The following is a 22,936-nucleotide window of genomic DNA, read 5'->3' on the forward strand; positions in this document are numbered from 1 at the left end:
GTCCGCAGGAAAGTCTGACCTTCAGGGTTTCTATGCAACGGCTCGGGGCATGGCTATCATGCGGGCCTCATTGTGAGGCGAGACTTGAATGCTGACGTTGTTAAAGCTTCTTAAGGATGGCCGATTCCATTCGGGTCAGGCCCTGGGCGTCGCCTTGGGCGTCAGTCGTAGCGCTGTATGGAAGCAGCTTCAGCATTTGGAGGCTGAGCTCGGCTTATCCATTCATAAAGTGCGCGGTCGCGGCTATCAGCTGGCTGCGCCATTGACGCTGCTTGACCCTGTCGAGATATGCGCGCGTGAGCCTTCCTGTGAGTGGCCTATCCTGGTTCTCGACTCAATTGACTCTACCAATGCTGAAGCCTTGCGCGCTATCGAGCGTGGTCAGGTCGCGCCATTTCTGGTGCTCGCCGAACGGCAGACGGCCGGTCGCGGACGGCGTGGACGCAAGTGGGTGAGTCCGTTCGCAGAAAACATCTATTACAGCCTGGTGTTGCGCATTGAGGGTGGGATGCGGCAGCTGGAAGGCTTGAGTCTAGTTGTTGGGCTCGCCGTACTGCAGGCCTTGCGAGAGCTTGGTATTTCAGGTGCGGGGTTGAAGTGGCCCAATGATGTTCTGGTTGGTCAGAAGAAAATTGCTGGAATATTGCTCGAATTAGTGGGCGATCCTGCAGATGTGTGTCACGTAGTGATCGGTGTCGGGATCAATGTGAACATGCAGATGACTGATGAGGTTGACCAGCAGTGGACGTCCATGCGGCTCGAGTCGGGCAAGGCGGTTGATCGCAATCACTTGGTCGCGAAGTTGGGCGGGATGCTCCAGGCCTACTTGAACCGCCACCAGACCGGCGGATTTCCGGCTATCCGGGCGGAGTGGGAGCAAAATCATCTATGGCAGGGGCGCGCGGTGTCGTTGATTGCTGGAGCTAGTCAGATAGATGGAGAGGTGCTGGGTATCGATGGTCAGGGTGCCTTGCGCTTGAAGGTGGATGGCGTGGAAAAAATCTTTAGTGGCGGTGAGCTCAGCCTGAGGTTGCGTGATGATTCTTGAGCTCGATTGTGGAAACAGTTTCATCAAGTGGCGCGTGCTTGGCGCAGATGTCAGGCGGGTGGTTGGTGAGGGTGTCGTTGATTCGGATCTCGCGTTGCTGGAGAGTTTGAAGGCGCTCAAGGGGCTTGCGCTCAAGCATTGTCGATTGGTCAGCGTCAGAACCGCCGAAGAAACCGGGATCCTGATCTCTTTGTTGACAGATGCTTTCGGTATTTCAGTAGTGTGCGCCACTCCGGCTCGCGAAATGTCCGGGGTTCGTAATGGCTATGAAGAGTTCGAGCGCTTAGGGCTTGATCGCTGGCTTGCAATGCTCGGAGGATTTCATCTGGCTTCCGGTGCTTGCCTGGTGCTCGATTTTGGTACCGCAGTCACTGCTGATTTTGTCGCTAGGGATGGCGAGCATCTTGGAGGATTCATCTGTCCGGGAATGCCCTTGATGCGTAATCAGTTGCGTACTCATACCCGTAGAATTCGCTATGGCGACCTTGCTGCCGAGCGCGCTTTGGAGAATCTTGTTCCGGGGCGTACAACCGTCGAGGCGGTCGAGCGAGGCTGCTTGTTGATGTTGAGGGGCTTTGTCCTGACACAGTTAGAGTTGGCTCGCAGCTATTGGGGGGGGGATTTCGCTGTATTCCTCACAGGGGGGGATGCAGATCTGGTCTCTGGTATTGTGCCCGGAGCCAAGGTGGTTCCAGACTTGGTGTTTGTAGGGTTGGCTATGGCGTGTCCCTTGTCTTGAGGTTTTTATGCGTTGGTTGTTCCTGCTACTGCTTGTTCTCAATGTGTTCTATTACGTCTGGCACCAACAGGAGGCTCCGCTTCGCGCGAAGGATGTGACTCCCTTGAGTTTGTATCGGGGCGCTCAGCAGGACATTCGTTTGTTGAGCGAGGCGACTGATACGACGCGAGACAAGGGGAAAACCACGCAGGCGGACAGCAGCTGTCTCTATTTGGGCGGTTCTGCTCGGCAGGAGGTCGCCCAGGCAATTGAGCATCGATTGAGCGGCATGGATATCAAGTTTCAGCCCTTGCCAAAGGATCTTCCTGAATATGCGGGTTACTGGGTGCGCGTGGCGCCGGAAAGCCGGCGTTTGCTGGATGACTTGCAGCTCTTAAACCTTTCTAAAGAATTCAATGAGTTAAAACATAAAATAATGCCGTGTGAGGGGGTTGCGCCTGCCGAATAGTTTGCATAGAATGGCGCCCGCTTCGCAGTGAAGACCTTTTAAAGGTTGACAGTGCGAAGCGAGGTCAACGCAGCTAACCTCAGGTTTTTAATGAGAAAATGCTTGACAGAAGGCTGGCATGATATAGAATGCCGGCTCGCTTAGGAGGGGTTCCCGAGCGGCCAAAGGGATCAGACTGTAAATCTGACGTCTACGACTTCGAAGGTTCGAATCCTTCCCCCTCCACCATTTTTAGCGAGAGCTGCAAGCTCCGCGGGTATAGTTTAGTGGTAGAACCTCAGCCTTCCAAGCTGATGATGCGGGTTCGATTCCCGCTACCCGCTCCAAGTTTGCAGGTCCTGCAAAGTGTTACGCTCTTGTAGCTCAGTTGGTAGAGCACACCCTTGGTAAGGGTGAGGTCAGCGGTTCAAATCCGCTCAAGAGCTCCATATAACAAGGCAGATATGAAAATATCTGCCTTTGTTTTAATGGCTTGTAGGTGCGCGTTGTTGCCTGAAAGGGCGGTCGTGCAATATGGTTCTGGTGTGTGATCAGGGTCATCGAGTAAATTGTTGTAAAGTCTTTTTCGGGCCGGCATAATGGTCGGCCTGATTTTGTTTTAGGTCAGTAGCTCAATTGGCAGAGCGACGGTCTCCAAAACCGTAGGTTGGGGGTTCGATTCCCTCCTGACCTGCCAGATTCACTTGGTGTGTCTGGCTTTCTTTTCACAGGATCTTCATAGATGACTCCTAAAGCTGAAGCTCAAGGCTCTCGCTTCGATCTGCTCAAGTGGCTGGTAGTAGTCGCTTTGGTGATTGTTGGCGTTGTTGGCAATCAGTATTACTCTGCTTCGCCGATCCTGTACCGCGTGCTCGCTTTGCTGGTCATTGCTGCTGTAGCTGCCTTTGTAGGCCTGCAGACGGTTAAGGGCAAGTCTTTCTTTGTACTGGTTAAGGAAGCGCGCACCGAGATTCGTAAAGTCGTTTGGCCAACTCGCCAAGAAACCACGCAGACCACGTTGATCGTTGTGGCTGTTGTTCTGGTTATGGCGTTGCTGTTGTGGGGGCTTGATTCCCTGCTCGGTTGGCTTGTTTCCTTGATCGTCGGCTAAGGGTGTCCCGTGGCTAAGCGTTGGTACGTTGTGCATGCTTACTCCGGTTACGAGAAGCATGTCATGCGTTCGTTGATCGAGCGCGTAAAGCTGGCTGGCATGGAAGATGGCTTCGGCGAAATTCTGGTTCCCACTGAAGAAGTGGTTGAAATGCGTAATGGCCAGAAGCGCAAAAGCGAGCGCAAATTCTTCCCAGGTTATGTGCTGGTTCAGATGGACATGAACGAGGGTACTTGGCACTTGGTCAAGGATACTCCTCGGGTGATGGGTTTCATCGGTGGTACTGCCGACAAGCCTGCACCAATCACAGATAAAGAAGCAGAAGCGATTCTGCGTCGCGTTGCTGATGGTAGCGACAAGCCGAAGCCGAAGACGTTGTTCGAGCCGGGTGAGTCGGTACGTGTCAACGACGGGCCGTTTGCCGATTTTACCGGCACGGTTGAAGAGGTTAACTACGAAAAGAGCCGGATCCAAGTGGCGGTGCTCATTTTCGGTCGCTCTACTCCGGTAGAGTTGGAGTTCAGCCAGGTCGAAAAGGTCTAGCTGAGCAAGCATCCCAACCCCGCAGCCCTAGGCTGTGGGGTTTTGTCGTCACTGGGATAAACGCGCAAGTAACCGGGGAGCCTTTCGAGGCGTTTGAACCCGTAATTGGAGTGCCTCATGGCCAAGAAGATTACCGCTTACATCAAGCTGCAAGTGAAGGCCGCTCAGGCTAACCCAAGCCCACCTGTTGGTCCTGCTCTGGGTCAGCACGGCGTGAACATCATGGAATTCTGCAAGGCTTTCAACGCCCGTACTCAGGGTCTTGAGCCAGGTCTGCCGACTCCAGTGATCATCACTGTCTACAGCGACCGTAGCTTCACGTTCGAAACCAAATCCACTCCTGCTTCGGTTCTGCTGAAGAAGGCTGCTGGTCTGACTAGCGGTTCCGCTCGTCCGAACACCGTTAAGGTTGGCACTGTGACTCGTGCTCAGCTGGAAGAAATCGCGAAAACCAAAAACGCGGATCTGACTGCAGCTGATATGGAAGCAGCCGTGCGTACTATCGCCGGTTCTGCTCGTAGCATGGGCCTTAACGTGGAGGGTGTGTAATGGCTAAGCTGACCAAGCGTCAAAAGGCTATCGCCGGCAAAATCGAAGCAGGCAAGGCCTACAACTTTGTAGACGCTGCTGCTCTGCTGTCCGAGCTGTCGACTGTCAAGTTCAGCGAGTCGTTCGACGTAGCTGTGAATCTGGGTGTTGACCCGCGTAAATCCGACCAGGTCGTTCGTAGCGCTACCGTGCTGCCGCACGGTACCGGCAAGACCGTTCGCGTTGCTGTGTTCACTCAGGGTCCAGCTGCCGAGGCCGCTCTGGCTGCCGGCGCTGACCGTGTAGGTATGGACGACCTGGCTGCCGAAATGAAAGGCGGCGACCTGAACTATGACGTAGTGATCGCATCCCCGGATGCAATGCGCGTCGTAGGTCAGTTGGGTCAGATCCTCGGTCCACGTGGTCTGATGCCTAACCCTAAAGTCGGCACTGTAACTCCGGACGTAGCTACCGCGGTTAAAAACGCCAAGGCTGGTCAGGTTCGTTATCGCACCGACAAAAACGGCATCATCCACACTTCCGTTGGCAAAGTCGGCTTCGATGCCGTCAAGCTGAAGGAAAACGTTGAAGCCCTGATCGCTGATCTGAAGCGTATCAAGCCAGCTTCCTCGAAAGGTATTTACGTCAAGCGCGTTACCCTGAGCACTACTATGGGCCCAGGTCTGGTCATCGACCAGGGTTCGCTCGACGCGTAAGACGCAGGTTGGCGCAAGTAATTGCGCCAATTGAAAGATTGGGGTCCCTGCCTGGCGGGGGCTATCCAAGACCGTAGGCGACGCAAGTCTTAAACCTCAAGCCTACGCAGATGGTGCTCCCGGTTCCTTACCGAATCAGACACCAAAACGACATCCGGTTTCGACTGGATGAAACGGTAACAAGCAGGAGTTAAACCCGTGGCAATTAAACTCGAAGACAAGAAGGCCATCGTCGCTGAAGTCAACGAGGCTGCCAAAGTCGCTCTGTCCGCTGTCGTGGCTGATGCCCGTGGCGTAACAGTAGGCGCGATGACCGGACTCCGTAAAGAGGCTCGTGAAGCTGGCGTTTATGTACGTGTCGTACGTAACACCCTGCTCAAGCGCGCTGTTGCTGACACTGAATTCAGTGTCCTCAACGACGTGTTCACCGGCCCTACCCTGATTGCATTCTCCAAAGAACATCCAGGCGCTGCTGCCCGGATTTTCAAAGAGTTCGCCAAGGGTCAGGACAAGTTCGAGATCAAGGCAGCTGCGTTTGATGGCAAGTTCCTTGCCGCTAACCAGATCGACGTGTTGGCTACCCTGCCGACCCGCGACGAAGCTATTGCGAAACTGATGAGCGTGATCCAAGGCGCTACCAGCAAGCTGGCTCGTACCCTGGCAGCCGTTCGCGACCAGAAAGAAGCAGCTGCTGCCTAAGGCACAGCGAGACCTTTCAAAATCATATGTTTAATTTGATGGCTGCGTAAGCTGTCACCCCAATACAGGATTCAAGTCATGTCTCTGACTAACGAACAAATCATCGAAGCAATCGGCCAGAAAACCGTTCTGGAAGTTGTTGAGCTGATCAAAGCAATGGAAGAAACCTTCGGCGTTACCGCTGCTGTTGCTGCTGCTGGTCCAGCTGCTGCTGCCGCTGTTGTTGAAGAGCAAACTGAATTCAACGTCATGCTGACCGAAGCTGGCGAGAAGAAAGTTAACGTGATCAAGGCTGTACGTGAACTGACCGGTCTGGGCCTGAAAGAAGCCAAGGCTGTAGTTGACGGCGCTCCTGCCATGGTTCTGGAAGCTGTTGCCAAAGACGCAGCTGACAAAGCCAAAGCAGCTCTGGAAGAAGCAGGCGCTAAAGTCGAGCTGAAATAAGCATCGACTTTGCTCCTCCAGCCCGAGCGTTAAGCGAAAGGCTGATGGCTGGTGGCTCTTGCCACCGGCCTTTTTCCGTTATTGGCAGCCGACTGGGTCGGTGCTGGTAACGAGCTGTATCCACCCGATGTGGTGGCGCAAACCATGGGGTTTGCACGATTTTCTGGCTGCTCCCGTCGGGAGGGGCCAAACAAGCAGGTGACCAAGCTGGGGAACGCTGATGGCTTACTCATATACTGAGAAAAAACGTATCCGCAAGGACTTTAGCAAGTTGCCGGACGTCATGGATGTGCCGTACCTCCTGGCCATCCAGCTGGATTCGTATCGTGAATTCTTGCAAGCGGGAGCGACTAAAGATCAGTTCCGCGACGTGGGCCTGCATGCGGCCTTCAAATCCGTTTTCCCGATCATCAGCTACTCCGGCAATGCTGCGCTGGAGTACGTCGGTTATCGCCTGGGCGAACCGGCATTTGATGTCAAAGAATGCGTATTGCGCGGTGTAACTTACGCCGTACCTTTGCGGGTAAAAGTGCGCCTGATCATTTTCGACAAAGAATCGTCGAACAAAGCGATCAAGGACATCAAAGAGCAAGAAGTCTACATGGGTGAAATCCCCCTGATGACTGAGAACGGTACCTTCGTAATCAACGGTACCGAGCGTGTAATCGTTTCCCAGCTGCACCGTTCCCCGGGCGTGTTCTTCGACCACGACCGTGGCAAGACGCACAGCTCCGGCAAGCTGCTGTACTCCGCGCGCATCATTCCTTACCGCGGTTCGTGGCTGGACTTCGAGTTCGACCCGAAAGATTGCGTATTTGTGCGTATCGACCGTCGTCGCAAGCTGCCTGCATCGGTACTGCTGCGTGCGCTGGGCTATACCACTGAAGAAGTGCTGGACGCGTTCTACACCACCAACGTCTTCCATGTGCAGGGTGAAAACCTCAGCCTGGAACTGGTGCCTCAGCGCCTGCGTGGTGAAATTGCTGTCCTCGATATTCAGGATGACAAAGGCAAGGTTATTGTCGAGCAAGGTCGTCGTATCACCGCTCGCCACATCAACCAGCTGGAAAAAGCCGGGATCAAAGAGCTGCAAGTGCCTCTGGACTACGTCCTGGGTCGCACTACCGCCAAGGTCATCGTGCATCCGGCTACCGGCGAAATCCTGGCAGAGTGCAACACCGAGCTGAACACCGAAATCCTGGCAAAAATTGCCAAGGCGGGCGTTGTTCGCATCGAAACTCTGTACACCAACGATATCGACTGCGGTCCGTTCGTCTCCGACACCCTGAAGATCGACTCCACCAGCAACCAATTGGAAGCGCTGGTCGAGATCTATCGCATGATGCGTCCAGGCGAGCCGCCAACCAAGGACGCTGCCGAGACACTGTTCAACAACCTGTTCTTCAGTCCTGAGCGCTATGACCTGTCTGCGGTCGGCCGGATGAAGTTCAACCGTCGTATCGGTCGTACCGAGATCGAAGGTTCGGGCGTGTTGTGCAAAGAAGACATCGTCGCGGTTCTGAAGACTCTGGTCGACATCCGTAACGGTAAAGGCATCGTCGATGACATCGACCACCTGGGTAACCGTCGTGTTCGCTGCGTAGGCGAAATGGCCGAGAACCAGTTCCGCGTTGGCCTGGTACGTGTTGAGCGTGCGGTCAAAGAGCGTCTGTCGATGGCGGAAAGCGAAGGCCTGATGCCGCAAGACCTGATCAACGCCAAGCCAGTGGCTGCGGCGGTGAAAGAGTTCTTCGGTTCCAGCCAGCTGTCCCAGTTCATGGACCAGAACAACCCGCTGTCCGAGATCACCCACAAGCGTCGTGTCTCTGCACTCGGCCCAGGCGGTTTGACTCGCGAACGTGCAGGCTTCGAAGTCCGTGACGTACACCCGACTCACTACGGTCGTGTATGCCCGATTGAAACGCCGGAAGGTCCGAACATCGGTCTGATCAACTCCCTGGCCGCCTATGCGCGCACCAACCAGTACGGTTTCCTCGAGAGCCCGTACCGCGTGGTGAAAGACGCTCTGGTCACCGACGAGATCGTTTTCCTGTCTGCCATCGAAGAAGCTGATCACGTGATCGCTCAGGCTTCGGCCACGATGAACGACAAGAAAGTGCTGATCGACGAGCTGGTAGCTGTTCGTCACTTGAACGAGTTCACCGTCAAGGCGCCGGAAGACGTCACCTTGATGGACGTGTCGCCGAAGCAGGTAGTTTCGGTTGCTGCGTCGCTGATCCCGTTCCTCGAGCACGACGACGCCAACCGTGCGTTGATGGGTTCGAACATGCAGCGTCAAGCTGTACCAACCCTGCGTGCTGACAAGCCGCTGGTAGGTACCGGCATGGAACGTAACGTGGCTCGCGACTCCGGCGTTTGCGTCGTGGCTCGTCGTGGCGGCGTGATCGACTCCGTCGACGCCAGCCGTATTGTGGTTCGTGTTGCTGATGATGAAGTTGAAACCGGCGAAGCTGGTGTCGACATCTACAACCTGACCAAGTACACCCGCTCCAACCAGAACACCTGCATCAACCAGCGTCCGCTGGTGAGCAAGGGTGATCGGGTTCAGCGTAGCGACATCATGGCCGACGGTCCGTCCACCGATATGGGTGAGCTGGCTCTGGGTCAGAACATGCGCATCGCGTTCATGGCATGGAACGGCTTCAACTTCGAAGACTCCATCTGCCTGTCTGAGCGTGTTGTTCAGGAAGACCGTTTCACCACGATCCACATTCAGGAACTGACCTGTGTGGCGCGTGACACCAAGCTTGGGCCAGAGGAAATCACTGCAGACATCCCGAACGTGGGTGAAGCTGCACTGAACAAGCTGGACGAAGCCGGTATCGTTTACGTAGGTGCTGAAGTCGGCGCAGGCGACATCCTGGTAGGTAAGGTCACTCCGAAAGGCGAGACCCAACTGACCCCGGAAGAAAAACTGCTGCGTGCGATCTTCGGTGAAAAAGCCAGCGACGTTAAAGACACCTCCCTGCGTGTGCCTACCGGCACCAAGGGTACTGTCATCGACGTACAAGTCTTCACCCGTGACGGCGTTGAGCGTGATGCTCGTGCACTGTCGATCGAGAAGACTCAACTCGACGAGATCCGCAAGGACCTGAACGAAGAGTTCCGTATCGTTGAAGGCGCCACTTTCGAACGTCTGCGTTCCGCTCTGGTCGGCCACAAAGCCGAAGGCGGCGCCGGTCTGAAGAAAGGTCAGGAAATCACCGACGAAGTTCTCGACGGTCTTGAGCACGGCCAGTGGTTCAAACTGCGCATGGCTGAAGATGCTCTGAACGAGCAGCTCGAGAAGGCTCAGGCCTACATCGTTGATCGCCGCCGTTTGCTGGACGACAAGTTCGAAGACAAGAAGCGCAAACTGCAGCAGGGCGATGACCTGGCTCCAGGTGTGCTGAAAATCGTCAAGGTTTACCTGGCAATCCGTCGCCGCATCCAGCCGGGTGACAAGATGGCCGGTCGTCACGGTAACAAGGGTGTGGTCTCCGTGATCATGCCGGTTGAAGACATGCCGCACGATGCCAATGGCACCCCGGTCGACGTCGTCCTCAACCCGTTGGGCGTACCTTCGCGTATGAACGTTGGTCAGATTCTTGAAACCCACCTGGGCCTCGCGGCCAAAGGCCTGGGCGAGAAGATCAACCGGATGGTCGAAGAGCAACGTAAGGTTGCTGAACTTCGCACCTTCCTGGACGAGATCTACAACCAGATCGGCGGTCGTAACGAAGATCTGGATAGCTTCTCCGACCAGGAAATCCTGGACCTGGCGAAGAACCTGCGTGGCGGCGTTCCAATGGCCACTCCAGTGTTCGACGGCGCCAAGGAAAGCGAAATCAAGGCCATGCTGAAACTGGCAGACCTGCCAGAAAGCGGCCAGATGCAGCTGACCGACGGCCGTACCGGCAACAAGTTCGAGCGCCCGGTTACTGTTGGCTACATGTACATGCTGAAGCTGAACCACTTGGTAGACGACAAGATGCACGCTCGTTCTACCGGTTCGTACAGCCTGGTTACCCAGCAGCCGCTGGGTGGTAAGGCGCAGTTCGGTGGTCAGCGTTTCGGGGAGATGGAGGTCTGGGCACTGGAAGCATACGGTGCTGCTTACACTCTGCAAGAAATGCTCACAGTGAAGTCGGACGATGTGAACGGCCGGACCAAGATGTACAAAAACATCGTGGACGGCGATCACCGTATGGAGCCGGGCATGCCCGAGTCCTTCAACGTGTTGATCAAGGAAATTCGTTCCCTCGGCATCGATATCGATCTGGAAACCGAATAACACGTGACGCGAATCGAGAGCGGGGCAGGATTGCCCGCTCTCTGCTCCGCCAGGAGGAAAGGCCTTGAAAGACCTACTGAATTTGCTGAAAAACCAGGGTCAAGTCGAAGAGTTCGACGCCATCCGTATTGGATTGGCATCGCCTGAGATGATCCGTTCGTGGTCGTTCGGTGAAGTTAAAAAGCCGGAAACCATCAATTACCGTACGTTCAAACCTGAGCGTGACGGCCTGTTCTGCGCCAAGATCTTTGGCCCGGTAAAGGATTACGAGTGCCTGTGCGGTAAGTACAAGCGCTTGAAGCACCGTGGTGTGATCTGCGAGAAGTGCGGCGTTGAAGTCGCGCTGGCAAAAGTTCGTCGTGAGCGCATGGCGCACATCGAGCTGGCCTCGCCAGTAGCCCACATCTGGTTCCTGAAATCGCTGCCGTCCCGTATCGGCTTGCTGATGGACATGACCCTGCGTGATATCGAGCGCGTTCTCTACTTCGAGAGCTACGTCGTTATCGATCCAGGCATGACCACCCTTGAAAAGGGTCAGCTGCTCAACGACGAGCAGTACTTCGAAGCGCTGGAAGAGTTCGGCGACGATTTCGATGCCCGCATGGGTGCCGAAGCTGTCCGTGAACTGCTGCACGCTATCGACCTGGAACACGAGATTGGCCGTCTGCGTGAAGAGATTCCGCAAACCAACTCCGAAACCAAAATCAAAAAGCTGTCCAAGCGTCTGAAGTTGATGGAAGCCTTCCAGGGTTCCGGCAACCTGCCAGAGTGGATGGTGCTGACCGTTCTGCCGGTTCTGCCGCCAGATCTGCGTCCACTGGTCCCATTGGATGGCGGTCGTTTCGCGACTTCCGACCTCAACGATCTGTATCGTCGAGTGATCAACCGTAACAACCGTTTGAAGCGCCTGCTTGATCTGTCCGCTCCGGACATCATCGTGCGCAACGAAAAGCGTATGTTGCAGGAAGCCGTCGACGCACTGCTCGACAACGGTCGTCGTGGCCGCGCTATCACCGGTTCCAACAAGCGTCCTCTGAAATCCCTGGCTGACATGATCAAGGGTAAGCAAGGTCGTTTCCGTCAGAACTTGCTCGGTAAGCGTGTTGACTACTCCGGTCGTTCGGTAATTACCGTAGGTCCGACCCTGCGTCTGCACCAGTGCGGTCTGCCGAAGAAGATGGCTCTCGAGCTGTTCAAGCCGTTCATTTTCGGCAAGCTGGAAATGCGTGGTCTTGCTACCACCATCAAAGCGGCCAAGAAGATGGTTGAGCGTGAGCTGCCAGAGGTTTGGGACGTTCTCGCTGAAGTGATTCGCGAACACCCGGTTCTCCTCAACCGTGCACCGACCCTTCACCGTCTGGGTATCCAGGCGTTTGAACCGGTACTGATCGAAGGTAAGGCTATCCAGCTGCACCCTCTGGTCTGTGCTGCGTACAACGCCGACTTCGACGGCGACCAAATGGCCGTGCACGTGCCGCTGACGCTGGAAGCCCAGCTGGAAGCGCGTGCGTTGATGATGTCGACCAACAACATTCTGTCGCCAGCCAACGGTGAGCCAATCATCGTTCCTTCGCAGGACGTTGTATTGGGTCTGTACTACATGACTCGTGAAGCGATCAACGCCAAAGGCGAAGGTCGTGTGTTCGCGGATCTGCAGGAAGTTGACCGTGTGTTCCGTGCCGGCGAAGCCGCACTGCACGCCAAGGTCAAGGTGCGGATCAACGAAACCGTGAACGATCGTGATGGCGGCAGCGTGACCAACACTCGTATCGTCGACACTACCGTCGGCCGTGCGCTGTTGTTCCAGGTTGTGCCAAAAGGTCTGTCCTTCGACGTCGTCAACCTGCCGATGAAAAAGAAAGCGATCTCCAAGCTGATCAACCAGTGCTACCGCGTGGTTGGTTTGAAAGAGACCGTGATCTTCGCTGACCAGTTGATGTACACCGGTTTTGCCTATTCGACCATCTCCGGCGTTTCCATCGGTGTTAACGACTTCGTTATCCCGGATGAAAAAGCCCGCATCATCGGTGCCGCCACCGACGAAGTGAAAGAGATCGAAAGTCAGTACGCCTCCGGCCTGGTAACCCAGGGCGAGAAGTACAACAAAGTGATCGACCTTTGGTCCAAGGCGAACGACGAAGTATCCAAGGCGATGATGGCCAACCTCTCGAAAGAGAAAGTCATTGACCGCCATGGCGTCGAAGTTGACCAGGAATCCTTCAACTCGATGTACATGATGGCCGACTCGGGCGCACGGGGTTCTGCTGCGCAGATCCGTCAGCTCGCCGGTATGCGTGGCCTGATGGCCAAGCCGGACGGTTCCATCATCGAAACGCCGATTACTGCGAACTTCCGTGAAGGTTTGAGCGTACTTCAGTACTTCATCTCTACTCACGGTGCTCGTAAAGGTCTGGCGGATACCGCGTTGAAAACTGCGAACTCCGGTTACCTGACTCGTCGTCTGGTAGACGTGGCGCAGGATCTGGTTGTGACCGAGATCGATTGCGGTACCGAACATGGCCTGGTAATGACTCCGCACATTGAAGGCGGTGACGTTGTTGAGCCGTTGGGTGAGCGCGTATTGGGTCGTGTCATTGCCCGTGACGTATTCAAGCCAGGTACCGAGGAAGTTATCGTTCCTGCCGGCACTCTGGTAGACGAGAAGTGGGTCGAGTTCATCGAGCTGAACAGCATCGACGAAGTAATCGTGCGTTCGCCGATCAGCTGCGAAACCCGCTACGGCATTTGCGCCAAGTGCTACGGCCGTGACTTGGCTCGTGGTCACCAGGTGAACATCGGTGAAGCGGTCGGCGTTATCGCTGCCCAGTCCATCGGTGAGCCGGGTACCCAGCTGACCATGCGTACGTTCCACATCGGTGGTGCGGCAAGCCGGACCTCCGCAGCCGACAGCGTTCAGGTGAAGAATGGCGGTACCGTCCGTCTGCATAACCTGAAGCACGTTGAGCGAGTGGACGGTTGCCTGGTTGCTGTGTCCCGTTCCGGTGAGCTGGCAATCGCTGATGACTTCGGTCGTGAGCGTGAGCGCTACAAGCTGCCGTACGGTGCTGTGATTTCGGTTAAAGAAGGTGACAAGGTCGACGCTGGCGCAATCGTGGCCAAGTGGGATCCGCACACTCACCCAATCGTTACCGAAATGAAAGGTACCGTGACCTACGTGGGTATGGAAGAAGGCATCACGATCAAGCGTCAGACTGACGAATTGACCGGTATGACCAACATTGAAGTACTCGACGCCAAAGACCGTCCAGCTGCCGGTAAAGATATCCGTCCTGCTGTGAAGATGGTTGATGACAACGGCAAGGATCTCTTGCTGCCGGGTACCGACGTAATTGCTCAGTACTTCCTGCCTGCTAACGCCCTGGTCGGTGTAGCGGACGGTGCGAAAATCGCGATCGGTGATGTTATCGCTCGTATTCCGCAAGAGACTTCGAAGACCCGTGACATCACCGGTGGTCTGCCGCGTGTTGCCGACTTGTTCGAAGCCCGTCGTCCGAAAGAAGCCTCGATTCTGGCTGAAGTCAGCGGCACCATCGCGTTCGGTAAAGAGACCAAAGGCAAGCGCCGTCTGGTTATCACCCCGAACGACGGTAGCGATCCGTACGAAGAGCTGATTCCGAAGTGGCGTCACCTGAACGTCTTCGAAGGCGAACAGGTAAACCGCGGCGAAGTTATCTCCGACGGTCCGAGCGATCCACACGACATCCTGCGTCTGCTGGGTGTGAGTGCGCTGGCCAAGTACATCGTGAACGAGATCCAGGACGTTTACCGTCTGCAAGGCGTGAAGATCAACGACAAGCACATCGAGACCATCCTGCGTCAGATGCTGCGTAAAGTTGAGATCGCTGAATCCGGCGATTCCAGTTTCATCAAGGGCGACCAGATGGAATTGACTCACGTGCTGGTAGAGAACGAGCGTCTGAGCAATGAAGACAAATTTGTCTCCAAGTTCACTCGTGTTCTGCTGGGTATCACCAAGGCGTCGTTGTCCACCGAATCGTTCATCTCGGCGGCTTCCTTCCAGGAAACCACTCGCGTACTGACCGAGGCGGCGGTAACCGGCAAGCGCGATTACCTGCGCGGCCTGAAAGAAAACGTGGTCGTGGGTCGTCTGATCCCGGCCGGTACCGGTCTGGCTTATCACAGCGAGCGCAAGCGCCGCCGTGATGCTGACAAACCGTTGCGCGTGAGCGCCAGTGAAGTGGAAGCTGCACTGACCGAAGCGCTGAACTCGAGCGGTAACTGAGTTCTGCGGTAGTAAATGAGTGCAGGCCCTGATCGCTCCGTTCATCCAGTCGAGACAATTTGTCGAGGTTGGATGGGGGGAGAGGTCGGGGCCTTGCCTTGACTGGGGGCAAGATCCTCTTTAGACTCTTGTACCCCTAAATTTGGCGGGGATTCGTTCCTGCCATTTTGCTTTTCTTGCAAGACAATAGCGTCGCAAGACAACAGTGGAGCTAGTAGATGGCAACTATCAACCAGCTGGTACGTCAGCCGCGTAAGCGTATCGTCGAGAAATCCGACGTGCCTGCGCTGCAGAACTGCCCGCAACGTCGTGGCGTATGCACCCGTGTGTATACCACTACGCCGAAAAAACCTAACTCGGCACTGCGTAAAGTATGCCGTGTGCGTCTGACCAACGGTTTCGAGGTTTCCTCGTACATCGGCGGTGAAGGCCACAACCTGCAAGAGCACAGCGTGGTACTGATCCGCGGCGGTCGTGTAAAAGACTTGCCAGGTGTTCGTTACCACACCGTTCGCGGCTCTTTGGATACTTCCGGCGTTAAAGGTCGTAACCAAGGTCGTTCGAAGTACGGTACCAAGCGTCCGAAGTAATAGTCGCTTGCAGCAAAAAACCGATTTCTATTTTTCTGAGTCGATAAGAGTAAGGTCGGAGGCGTCCCGAAAGGGCACCGATTCCGAGCGAACCTGAAGACCGTTTGAGGGCTTATCCATGCCAAGAAGACGCGTAGCAGCCAAGCGCGAAGTGCTTGACGATCCAAAATACGGAAGCCAAATCCTGGCCAAGTTCATGAACCACGTGATGGAAAGCGGCAAAAAAGCCGTTGCCGAGCGTATCGTTTATGGCGCGCTGGAAAAGGTTAAAGAACGCAAGAACAGCGACCCCCTGGAAATCTTCGAGAAAGCTCTCGACGCCATCGCTCCGCTGGTCGAAGTAAAGTCGCGCCGTGTAGGCGGTGCTACTTACCAGGTTCCGGTCGAAGTTCGTCCGTCCCGTCGTAACGCGCTGGCAATGCGCTGGTTGGTAGACTTCGCCCGTAAGCGCGGCGAGAAGTCTATGGCTCTGCGTTTGGCTGGCGAACTGTTGGACGCTGCTGAAGGTAAAGGTGCTGCTGTTAAGAAGCGTGAAGACGTGCACCGTATGGCTGAAGCCAACAAGGCTTTCTCGCACTACCGCTTCTAATTTTAGCTTCACTAATTTTGCGAGGGCTTTATGGCTCGTACTACTCCGATTAGCCGCTACCGTAACATCGGTATCGTTGCTCACGTGGATGCTGGTAAAACCACCACCACCGAGCGCGTCCTTTTTTACACTGGCAAAAGTCACAAAATGGGCGAGGTGCATGACGGCGCCGCGACCACAGACTGGATGGTGCAGGAGCAGGAGCGTGGTATTACCATTACTTCTGCTGCTATCACCGCCTTCTGGAAAGGTTCTGAGAAGCAGTACTCGCACGAACACCGTTTCAACGTTATCGATACCCCGGGCCACGTAGACTTCACTATTGAAGTTGAACGCTCCCTGCGCGTACTCGACGGCGCTGTCGTTGTGTTCTGCGGTACTTCGGGTGTTGAGCCTCAGTCGGAAACCGTATGGCGTCAGGCCAACAAGTACGGCGTTCCACGTCTTGTTTACGTAAACAAGATGGACCGTGCTGGCGCTAACTTCCTGCGCGTGATCGGTCAGATCAAGCAGCGTCTGGGTCACACTCCGGTGCCAATCCAGTTGGCTATCGGTTCCGAAGACAACTTCCAGGGTCAGATCGATCTGATCAACATGCAAGCTGTCTACTGGAATGACTCTGACAAGGGTATGGTCCCTGTTCGCAAGGACATTCCTGCCGAGCTGCAAGAGCTGGCTGAAGAGTGGCGCAGCAACATGGTCGAGGCTGCGGCCGAAGCCAACGAAGAGCTGATGAACAAGTATCTCGAAGGGGAAGAGCTCTCCATCGAGGAAATCAAGGCCGCTCTGCGTCAGCGTACTATCGCTGGTGAGATCGTTCTGGCTGTTTGCGGTTCTTCCTTCAAGAACAAGGGTGTTCCCCTGGTTCTCGACGCCGTTATCGACTTCCTGCCTGCTCCTACCGACATTCCTGCTATCAAGGGTTCCAACCCGGATAACGAGGAAGAGGAAATGGAGCGTCATGCAAGCGACGACGAGCCTTTCGCGGCTCTGGCGTTCAAGATCGCTACCGACCCATTCGTGGGTACCTTGACCTTTGTTCGGGTTTACTCGGGCGTGTTGGCCTCCGGCGACGGCGTGATCAACTCGGTAAAAGGCAAGAAAGAGCGCGTGGGTCGTATGGTGCAAATGCACGCAAACGCCCGTGAAGAAATCAAGGAAGTACGCGCTGGTGACATCGCGGCCTTGATCGGCATGAAGGACGTCACCACTGGTGAAACTTTGTGCAACGCTGACAAGCCAATCATCCTGGTTCGCATGGACTTCCCGGAGCCGGTTATTTCGGTTGCCGTAGAGCCTAAGACCAAGGATGACCAGGAAAAAATGGGTATCGCTCTGGGCAAGCTTGCTCAGGAAGACCCGTCTTTCCGCGTCAAAACTGATGAAGAGACTGGTCAAACGATCATCTCCGGCATGGGCGAGCTGCACCTGGACATCCTGGTTGACCGGATGCGCCGTGAGTTCAACGTCGAAGCCAACATCGGTAAGCCTCAAGTTTCGTACCGTGAGCGCATCACGAAGAGCTGCGAAATCGAAGGCAAGTTCGTTCGTCAGTCCGGCGGTCGTGGCCAGTTTGGTCATTGCTGGATCCGTTTTGCACCTGCTGACGAAGGTCAGGAAGGTCTGCAATTCCTGAACGAAGTAGTGGGTGGTGTGGTTCCTAAGGAATACATCCCGGCTATCCAGAAGGGTATCGAAGAGCAGATGAAGAACGGTGTTGTTGCCGGCTATCCGCTGATCGGCCTGAAGGCTACCGTGTTTGATGGTTCTTACCACGACGTCGACTCGAACGAGATGGCGTTTAAGGTGGCTGCTTCCATGGCGACCAAGCAACTGGCCCAGAAGGGTGGTGGTGAGTTGCTTGAGCCGATCATGGCGGTAGAGGTTGTTACGCCTGAAGACTATATGGGTGACGTGATGGGCGACCTTAACCGTCGTCGCGGCATGATTCTGGGTATGGAAGATACGGTTTCCGGTAAAGTAATTCGTGCCGAGGTTCCGTTGGGCGAGATGTTCGGTTATGCGACCGACGTTCGTTCCATGTCTCAGGGGCGCGCAAGCTACTCTATGGAATTCAAAAAATACAATACGGCTCCGTCGCACATCGTCGAAACCGTTACCAAAAAACAAGGCTGATTCAGTCCTTTAGGCAAGGAGTTAATTGTCGTGGCTAAAGAAAAATTTGATCGTTCCCTACCGCACGTCAACGTTGGCACTATCGGTCACGTTGACCACGGTAAAACCACTCTGACCGCTGCTCTGACTCGCGTCTGCTCCGAAGTTTTCGGTTCGGCTCGTGTTGACTTCGACAAGATCGACAGCGCACCAGAAGAGAAAGCTCGCGGTATCACCATCAACACCGCTCACGTTGAGTACAACTCGAAGATCCGTCACTACGCTCACGTTGACTGCCCAGGTCACGCTGACTATGTGAAGAACATGATCACCGGTGCTGCTCAAATGGACGGCGCTATCCTGGTTTGCTCGGCCGCTGATGGTCCGATGCCACAAACCCGTGAGCACATCCTGCTGTCCCGTCAGGTAGGCGTTCCGTACATCGTGGTTTTCCTGAACAAGGCTGACCTGGTAGACGACGCTGAGCTGCTGGAACTGGTTGAGATGGAAGTGCGCGATCTGCTGAGCACTTACGACTTCCCAGGCGACGACACTCCAATCATCATCGGCTCCGCTCGTATGGCGCTGGATGGTCTGGACGATAACGAGATGGGCACCACTGCCGTCAAGAAGCTGGTTGAAACTCTGGACAGCTACATCCCAGAACCAGTTCGTCTGACTGACAAGCCGTTCCTGATGCCAATCGAAGACGTATTCTCGATCTCGGGTCGCGGTACTGTTGTGACTGGTCGTATCGAGCGCGGTATCGTTCGCGTTCAGGATCCGCTGGAAATCGTTGGTCTGCGTGACACTACCGTCACCACTTGCACCGGTGTTGAAATGTTCCGCAAACTGCTCGACGAAGGTCGTGCTGGCGAGAACTGCGGCGTGCTGCTGCGTGGCACCAAGCGTGATGACGTGGAGCGTGGTCAGGTTCTGGTTAAGCCAGGTACCGTTAAGCCGCACACCAAGTTCACCGCAGAAGTTTACGTTCTGAGCAAAGAAGAAGGCGGTCGTCACACTCCGTTCTTCAAAGGCTACCGTCCACAGTTCTACTTCCGTACTACTGACGTGACTGGTAACTGCGAGCTGCCAGAAGGCGTTGAAATGGTAATGCCAGGCGATAACATTCAAATGACTGTTACCCTGATCAAAACCATCGCAATGGAAGACGGTCTGCGTTTCGCTATTCGCGAAGGCGGCCGTACCGTTGGTGCTGGCGTTGTAGCTAAAATCATCGAGTAAGCTTCTCTTCTGAGATAGCTTCGATGCTTTGAAAAAGCCCCCGCTCAGCGGGGGCTTTTTTATTGGGTTGACACCTATCGGGGGCGTCTATAGAATTGCGCCTCCTTTTAACGGGCGTATTGCGCCCGGTGGGAATAGCAGCCGGAGTCTGAAATCCAATGCAAAATCAGCAAATCCGTATCAGGTTGAAGGCTTTTGACCATCGCCTGATCGACCAATCCACCCAGGAAATCGTGGAAACCGCGAAACGTACTGGTGCTCAAGTGCGTGGTCCAATTCCACTGCCTACCCGTAAAGAGCGGTTCACCGTTCTGGTCTCCCCGCACGTCAACAAAGACGCGCGTGACCAGTACGAGATCCGTACTCATAAGCGCGTTCTGGACATCGTCCAGCCAACGGATAAAACCGTTGATGCTCTTATGAAGCTTGATCTTGCGGCCGGTGTGGAAGTGCAGATCAGCCTCGGCTAAGACTCGGTCTTAGTCGTGTAACGCTCTGAAATGGGCGGCCATAGCGGGTGAAAGCCCCGTACACTCATGAGGTTTACAACATGACTATTGGTGTAGTCGGTCGTAAATGCGGTATGACCCGTATTTTCACCGAAGAAGGTGTCTCCATTCCGGTCACGGTCATTGAGATCGAGCCGAATCGCGTCACCCAGTTCAAAACTGAAGAGACCGATGGCTATCGTGCAGTGCAAGTCACTGTAGGCGAGCGTCGTGCTTCGCGTGTTACAGCTGCGCAAGCTGGCCACTTCGCTAAGGCGAACGTTGCCGCTGGTCGTACCGTGATGGAATTCCGCCTTGAAGAAGGCGAGTACCAGGCCGGCGATCTGATCAATGCTGAAATCTTCGCTGCTGGTCAACTGGTTGATGTAACCGGTCAGTCCAAAGGTAAAGGCTTCCAGGGTACGATCAAGCGTTGGAATTTCCGCGGGCAAGATAACACCCACGGTAACTCCGTATCCCACCGCGTTCCAGGCTCTATCGGCCAGTGCCAGACTCCTGGTCGTGTATTCAAGGGCAAAAAAATGTCCGGTCATATGGGCGCTGAGCGCGTGACCGTGCAGTCCCTCGAAGTAGTGCGCGTGGACGCTGAACGCAATCTGTTGTTGGTCAAGGGCGCTGTTCCTGGCGCTACTGGCGGCAACTTGGTTGTACGTCCAGCAGCCAAGGCTCGCGGTTAAGGGGAAGCTGACATGCAATTAAATGTAAATGACGCTCAAGCGATCGAAGTTTCCGAACTGACATTTGGCGGCGAATTCAACGAGACGCTGGTTCACCAAGCAGTCGTGGCCTACATGGCCGGCGGCCGTCAAGGTAGCAAGCAGCAAAAGACCCGTTCCGACGTTCGTGGTGGCGGTAAGCGCCCATGGCGTCAGAAAGGTACTGGCCGTGCTCGTGCCGGTACTATCCGTAGCCCAATCTGGCGTGGCGGCGGTACCACTTTCGCAGCTCGTCCTCAGGATCACTCCCAGAAGCTGAACAAGAAGATGTATCGCGCAGCAATGCGTTCCATCCTTGCTGAGCTGGTGCGTACTGATCGTCTGGTCGTGGTTCAGGATTTCGCTGTTGAAACGCCGAAAACCAAAGACCTGCTGGGCAAACTGAACAACATGAGCCTGACCGACGTTCTGATCGTGTCGGACGCTGTTGATCAGAACCTGTACCTGGCTGCTCGTAACCTGCCGCACGTTGATGTACGTGATGTGCAAGGTTCCGATCCAGTTAGTCTGATCGCATACGACAAGGTGTTGATCACCGTGTCGGCCGTGAAGAAATTCGAGGAGCTGCTGGGATGAACCAGGAACGCGTATTTAAAGTTCTGCTTGGCCCGCACGTTTCCGAGAAGGCTACGGTTCTGGCAGACAAGAAAGGCCAGTTCGTTTTCAAGGTTGCCACTGACGCAACCAAGCTGGAAATCAAGAAGGCCGTCGAAAGCCTGTTCAGCGTGAAAGTAGAGCGTGTTACTACCCTGAATGTTCTGGGTAAGAGCAAGCGCACTGCTCGCGGTCTGGGCAAGCGTAATGACTGGAAGAAGGCAGTTATCTCCCTTCAGCCAGGCCAAGATCTCGATTTCAGCAGCAGTGCTGAGTAAGGAAGGGGTGCATCATGGCAATCGTTAAATGCAAACCGACTTCCCCTGGCCGCCGTTTTGTGGTCAAGGTGGTCAACCAGGAGCTGCATAAAGGCGCTCCTCACGCACCGCTGCTCGAGAAAAAATCGAAGTCTGGTGGTCGTAACAACAATGGTCGTATTACCACTCGTCACATCGGTGGTGGCCATAAGCAGCATTATCGTCTGGTCGATTTCCGTCGCAACGACAAAGATGGCATCGCTGCCACTGTTGAGCGTATCGAATACGATCCAAACCGTACTGCTCACATCGCTCTGCTGCTGTACGCAGATGGCGAGCGTCGCTACATCATTGCGCCTAAAGGCGTGAGTGCTGGCGACCAGCTGATCGCAGGTGCTCTGGCACCGATCAAGCCGGGCAACGCTCTGCAACTGCGTAACATTCCAGTTGGTAGCACCGTACACGGCATCGAATTGAAGCCAGGTAAAGGCGCGCAAATCGCTCGTTCCGCTGGTGCTTCGGCTCAGCTGATCGCTCGTGAAGGTGTCTACGTGACCCTGCGTCTGCGTTCTGGTGAGATGCGTAAAGTGCTGGCTGAATGCCGCGCGACCCTGGGCGAAGTCTCGAACTCCGAGCACAGCCTGCGTTCGCTGGGTAAAGCTGGTGCCAAACGCTGGCGTGGCGTTCGCCCAACCGTTCGTGGTGTTGCCATGAACCCGGTTGACCACCCACATGGTGGTGGTGAAGGTCGTACCTCTGGTGGTCGTCATCCGGTATCGCCATGGGGCTTCCCGACTAAGGGCGCGAAGACTCGTGGTAATAAGCGTACCGACAAAATGATCGTCCGTCGTCGCAAGTAAATAGAGGGATACGACAGTGCCACGTTCTCTGAAAAAAGGTCCTTTTATCGATCTTCACCTACTGAAGAAGATCGAAGTGGCGGCGGAAAAGAACGATCGCAAACCAGTTAAAACCTGGTCGCGTCGCTCGATGATCCTGCCACAAATGGTCGGTCTGACCATCGCAGTACACAACGGTCGTCAACACGTCCCAGTTCTCGTTAACGAAGACATGGTCGGCCACAAACTGGGCGAGTTCGCCGGTACCCGCACATATCGTGGGCACGTGGCAGACAAGAAAGCCAAGCGTTAAGGGGTTAGGAAATGGAAGTAGCCGCTAAGTTGTCGGGCGCTCGAATCTCCGCCCAGAAAGCCCGCTTGGTCGCCGACCAGATCCGCGGGAAGAAGGTGGGCGAAGCGCTCAACCTGTTGGCTTTCAGCAGTAAGAAAGCCGCCGAGATCATGAAGAAAGTGCTGGAGTCGGCCGTAGCCAACGCCGAGCATAACGAAGGCGCAGACGTTGATGACCTGAAAGTCAGCACCGTTTTCGTTAACGAAGGGCGTTCGCTGAAGCGCATCATGCCACGTGCCAAAGGCCGTGCTGATCGCATCGTCAAGCGGTCTTGCCATATCACTGTCAAGGTTGCTGACAAGTAACGGAGTCGAAGA

Annotated in this window: 22 protein-coding genes and 4 tRNA genes; all 26 read left to right on the top strand. The window is 55.2% G+C overall.

The window, feature by feature from the left end; translation table 11 throughout:
- The first annotated feature begins 88 nt into the window (after positions 1-88).
- The 26 genes from birA to rplV all read left to right on the top strand — a co-directional run bounded on the left by birA (position 89) and on the right by rplV (position 22,924).
- Complete coding sequence (birA, locus tag AC30D7_RS25285; protein WP_490135911.1) at positions 89-1,048, top strand: bifunctional biotin--[acetyl-CoA-carboxylase] ligase/biotin operon repressor BirA; 960 nt, start codon at positions 89-91, stop codon at positions 1,046-1,048.
- Positions 1,038-1,787, top strand: coding sequence for a pantothenate kinase (locus AC30D7_RS25290; RefSeq protein WP_490135912.1), 750 nt, complete (start codon positions 1,038-1,040; stop codon positions 1,785-1,787). The genes birA and AC30D7_RS25290 overlap by 11 nt, the downstream gene beginning before the upstream one ends.
- A 7-nt stretch (positions 1,788-1,794) precedes the next feature.
- Positions 1,795-2,235, top strand: coding sequence for a hypothetical protein (locus AC30D7_RS25295; protein WP_490135913.1), 441 nt, complete (start codon positions 1,795-1,797; stop codon positions 2,233-2,235).
- A 143-nt stretch (positions 2,236-2,378) separates the two neighbouring features.
- Positions 2,379-2,463 (top strand) — tRNA-Tyr (locus tag AC30D7_RS25300).
- A 24-nt stretch (positions 2,464-2,487) separates the two neighbouring features.
- Positions 2,488-2,561, top strand: a tRNA-Gly gene (locus tag AC30D7_RS25305).
- 26 nt (positions 2,562-2,587) lie between these two features.
- Positions 2,588-2,663 (top strand) — tRNA-Thr (locus AC30D7_RS25310).
- A 172-nt stretch (positions 2,664-2,835) separates the two neighbouring features.
- Positions 2,836-2,911, top strand: a tRNA-Trp gene (locus AC30D7_RS25315).
- A 45-nt stretch (positions 2,912-2,956) separates the two neighbouring features.
- The gene (gene secE / locus AC30D7_RS25320) at positions 2,957-3,325 is read left to right on the top strand and encodes a preprotein translocase subunit SecE (protein WP_007933728.1); all 369 of its coding nucleotides are present in this window, start codon (positions 2,957-2,959) and stop codon (positions 3,323-3,325) included.
- 9 nt (positions 3,326-3,334) lie between these two features.
- A complete protein-coding gene (nusG, locus tag AC30D7_RS25325; protein WP_007933727.1) occupies positions 3,335-3,868 on the top strand; it encodes a transcription termination/antitermination protein NusG in 534 nt (177 codons plus the stop codon).
- A gap of 117 nt (positions 3,869-3,985) precedes the next feature.
- Positions 3,986-4,417 carry a 50S ribosomal protein L11 gene (rplK, locus tag AC30D7_RS25330; protein ID WP_007933726.1) on the top strand — a complete coding sequence of 144 codons (432 nt, stop codon included), beginning with the start codon at positions 3,986-3,988 and terminating at the stop codon, positions 4,415-4,417.
- Entirely contained in the window at positions 4,417-5,112 is a 696-nt protein-coding gene (gene rplA, locus AC30D7_RS25335; RefSeq protein ID WP_007933725.1) for a 50S ribosomal protein L1, read from the top strand. Before rplK ends, rplA begins: the two co-directional genes overlap by 1 nt.
- 198 nt (positions 5,113-5,310) lie before the next feature.
- Entirely contained in the window at positions 5,311-5,811 is a 501-nt protein-coding gene (rplJ, locus tag AC30D7_RS25340) for a 50S ribosomal protein L10 (protein WP_018925653.1), read from the top strand.
- Between the two features lie 78 nt (positions 5,812-5,889).
- Positions 5,890-6,255, top strand: a complete 366-nt coding sequence (gene rplL, locus AC30D7_RS25345; protein WP_018925654.1) for a 50S ribosomal protein L7/L12 — start codon at positions 5,890-5,892, stop codon at positions 6,253-6,255.
- Between the two features lie 220 nt (positions 6,256-6,475).
- Positions 6,476-10,549, top strand: coding sequence for a DNA-directed RNA polymerase subunit beta (gene rpoB, locus AC30D7_RS25350; protein ID WP_018925655.1), 4,074 nt, complete (start codon positions 6,476-6,478; stop codon positions 10,547-10,549).
- 64 nt (positions 10,550-10,613) lie between these two features.
- Positions 10,614-14,813: a DNA-directed RNA polymerase subunit beta' gene (rpoC, locus tag AC30D7_RS25355; protein ID WP_007933713.1), complete on the top strand. Its 4,200-nt coding sequence runs from the start codon at positions 10,614-10,616 to the stop codon at positions 14,811-14,813.
- Between the two features lie 218 nt (positions 14,814-15,031).
- Positions 15,032-15,403 (top strand): 30S ribosomal protein S12, encoded by a 372-nt coding sequence (rpsL, locus tag AC30D7_RS25360; RefSeq protein ID WP_003186084.1) that lies wholly within the window; start codon positions 15,032-15,034, stop codon positions 15,401-15,403.
- 118 nt (positions 15,404-15,521) lie between these two features.
- Positions 15,522-15,992 (top strand): 30S ribosomal protein S7, encoded by a 471-nt coding sequence (gene rpsG / locus AC30D7_RS25365; RefSeq protein WP_002555493.1) that lies wholly within the window; start codon positions 15,522-15,524, stop codon positions 15,990-15,992.
- A gap of 30 nt (positions 15,993-16,022) precedes the next feature.
- Positions 16,023-18,128, top strand: coding sequence for an elongation factor G (fusA, locus tag AC30D7_RS25370; RefSeq protein ID WP_007933703.1), 2,106 nt, complete (start codon positions 16,023-16,025; stop codon positions 18,126-18,128).
- A gap of 30 nt (positions 18,129-18,158) precedes the next feature.
- A complete protein-coding gene (gene tuf, locus AC30D7_RS25375) occupies positions 18,159-19,352 on the top strand; it encodes an elongation factor Tu (RefSeq protein ID WP_007933700.1) in 1,194 nt (397 codons plus the stop codon).
- A gap of 158 nt (positions 19,353-19,510) precedes the next feature.
- Complete coding sequence (rpsJ, locus tag AC30D7_RS25380; RefSeq protein ID WP_003186070.1) at positions 19,511-19,822, top strand: 30S ribosomal protein S10; 312 nt, start codon at positions 19,511-19,513, stop codon at positions 19,820-19,822.
- An 80-nt stretch (positions 19,823-19,902) separates the two neighbouring features.
- Positions 19,903-20,538, top strand: coding sequence for a 50S ribosomal protein L3 (rplC, locus tag AC30D7_RS25385; protein WP_003186059.1), 636 nt, complete (start codon positions 19,903-19,905; stop codon positions 20,536-20,538).
- 12 nt (positions 20,539-20,550) lie between these two features.
- Positions 20,551-21,153 carry a 50S ribosomal protein L4 gene (rplD, locus tag AC30D7_RS25390; RefSeq protein ID WP_003228735.1) on the top strand — a complete coding sequence of 201 codons (603 nt, stop codon included), beginning with the start codon at positions 20,551-20,553 and terminating at the stop codon, positions 21,151-21,153.
- Complete coding sequence (rplW, locus tag AC30D7_RS25395; RefSeq protein WP_002555488.1) at positions 21,150-21,449, top strand: 50S ribosomal protein L23; 300 nt, start codon at positions 21,150-21,152, stop codon at positions 21,447-21,449. The genes rplD and rplW overlap by 4 nt, the downstream gene beginning before the upstream one ends.
- A 14-nt stretch (positions 21,450-21,463) precedes the next feature.
- Positions 21,464-22,288 (top strand): 50S ribosomal protein L2, encoded by an 825-nt coding sequence (gene rplB, locus AC30D7_RS25400; protein ID WP_003186055.1) that lies wholly within the window; start codon positions 21,464-21,466, stop codon positions 22,286-22,288.
- A 16-nt stretch (positions 22,289-22,304) separates the two neighbouring features.
- The gene (gene rpsS / locus AC30D7_RS25405) at positions 22,305-22,580 is read left to right on the top strand and encodes a 30S ribosomal protein S19 (RefSeq protein WP_002555486.1); all 276 of its coding nucleotides are present in this window, start codon (positions 22,305-22,307) and stop codon (positions 22,578-22,580) included.
- Between the two features lie 11 nt (positions 22,581-22,591).
- Complete coding sequence (rplV, locus tag AC30D7_RS25410) at positions 22,592-22,924, top strand: 50S ribosomal protein L22 (RefSeq protein WP_003103908.1); 333 nt, start codon at positions 22,592-22,594, stop codon at positions 22,922-22,924.
- Positions 22,925-22,936: the final 12 nt, after the last annotated feature.

The sequence above is a fragment of the Pseudomonas sp. DF5 genome, from assembly GCF_058148225.1.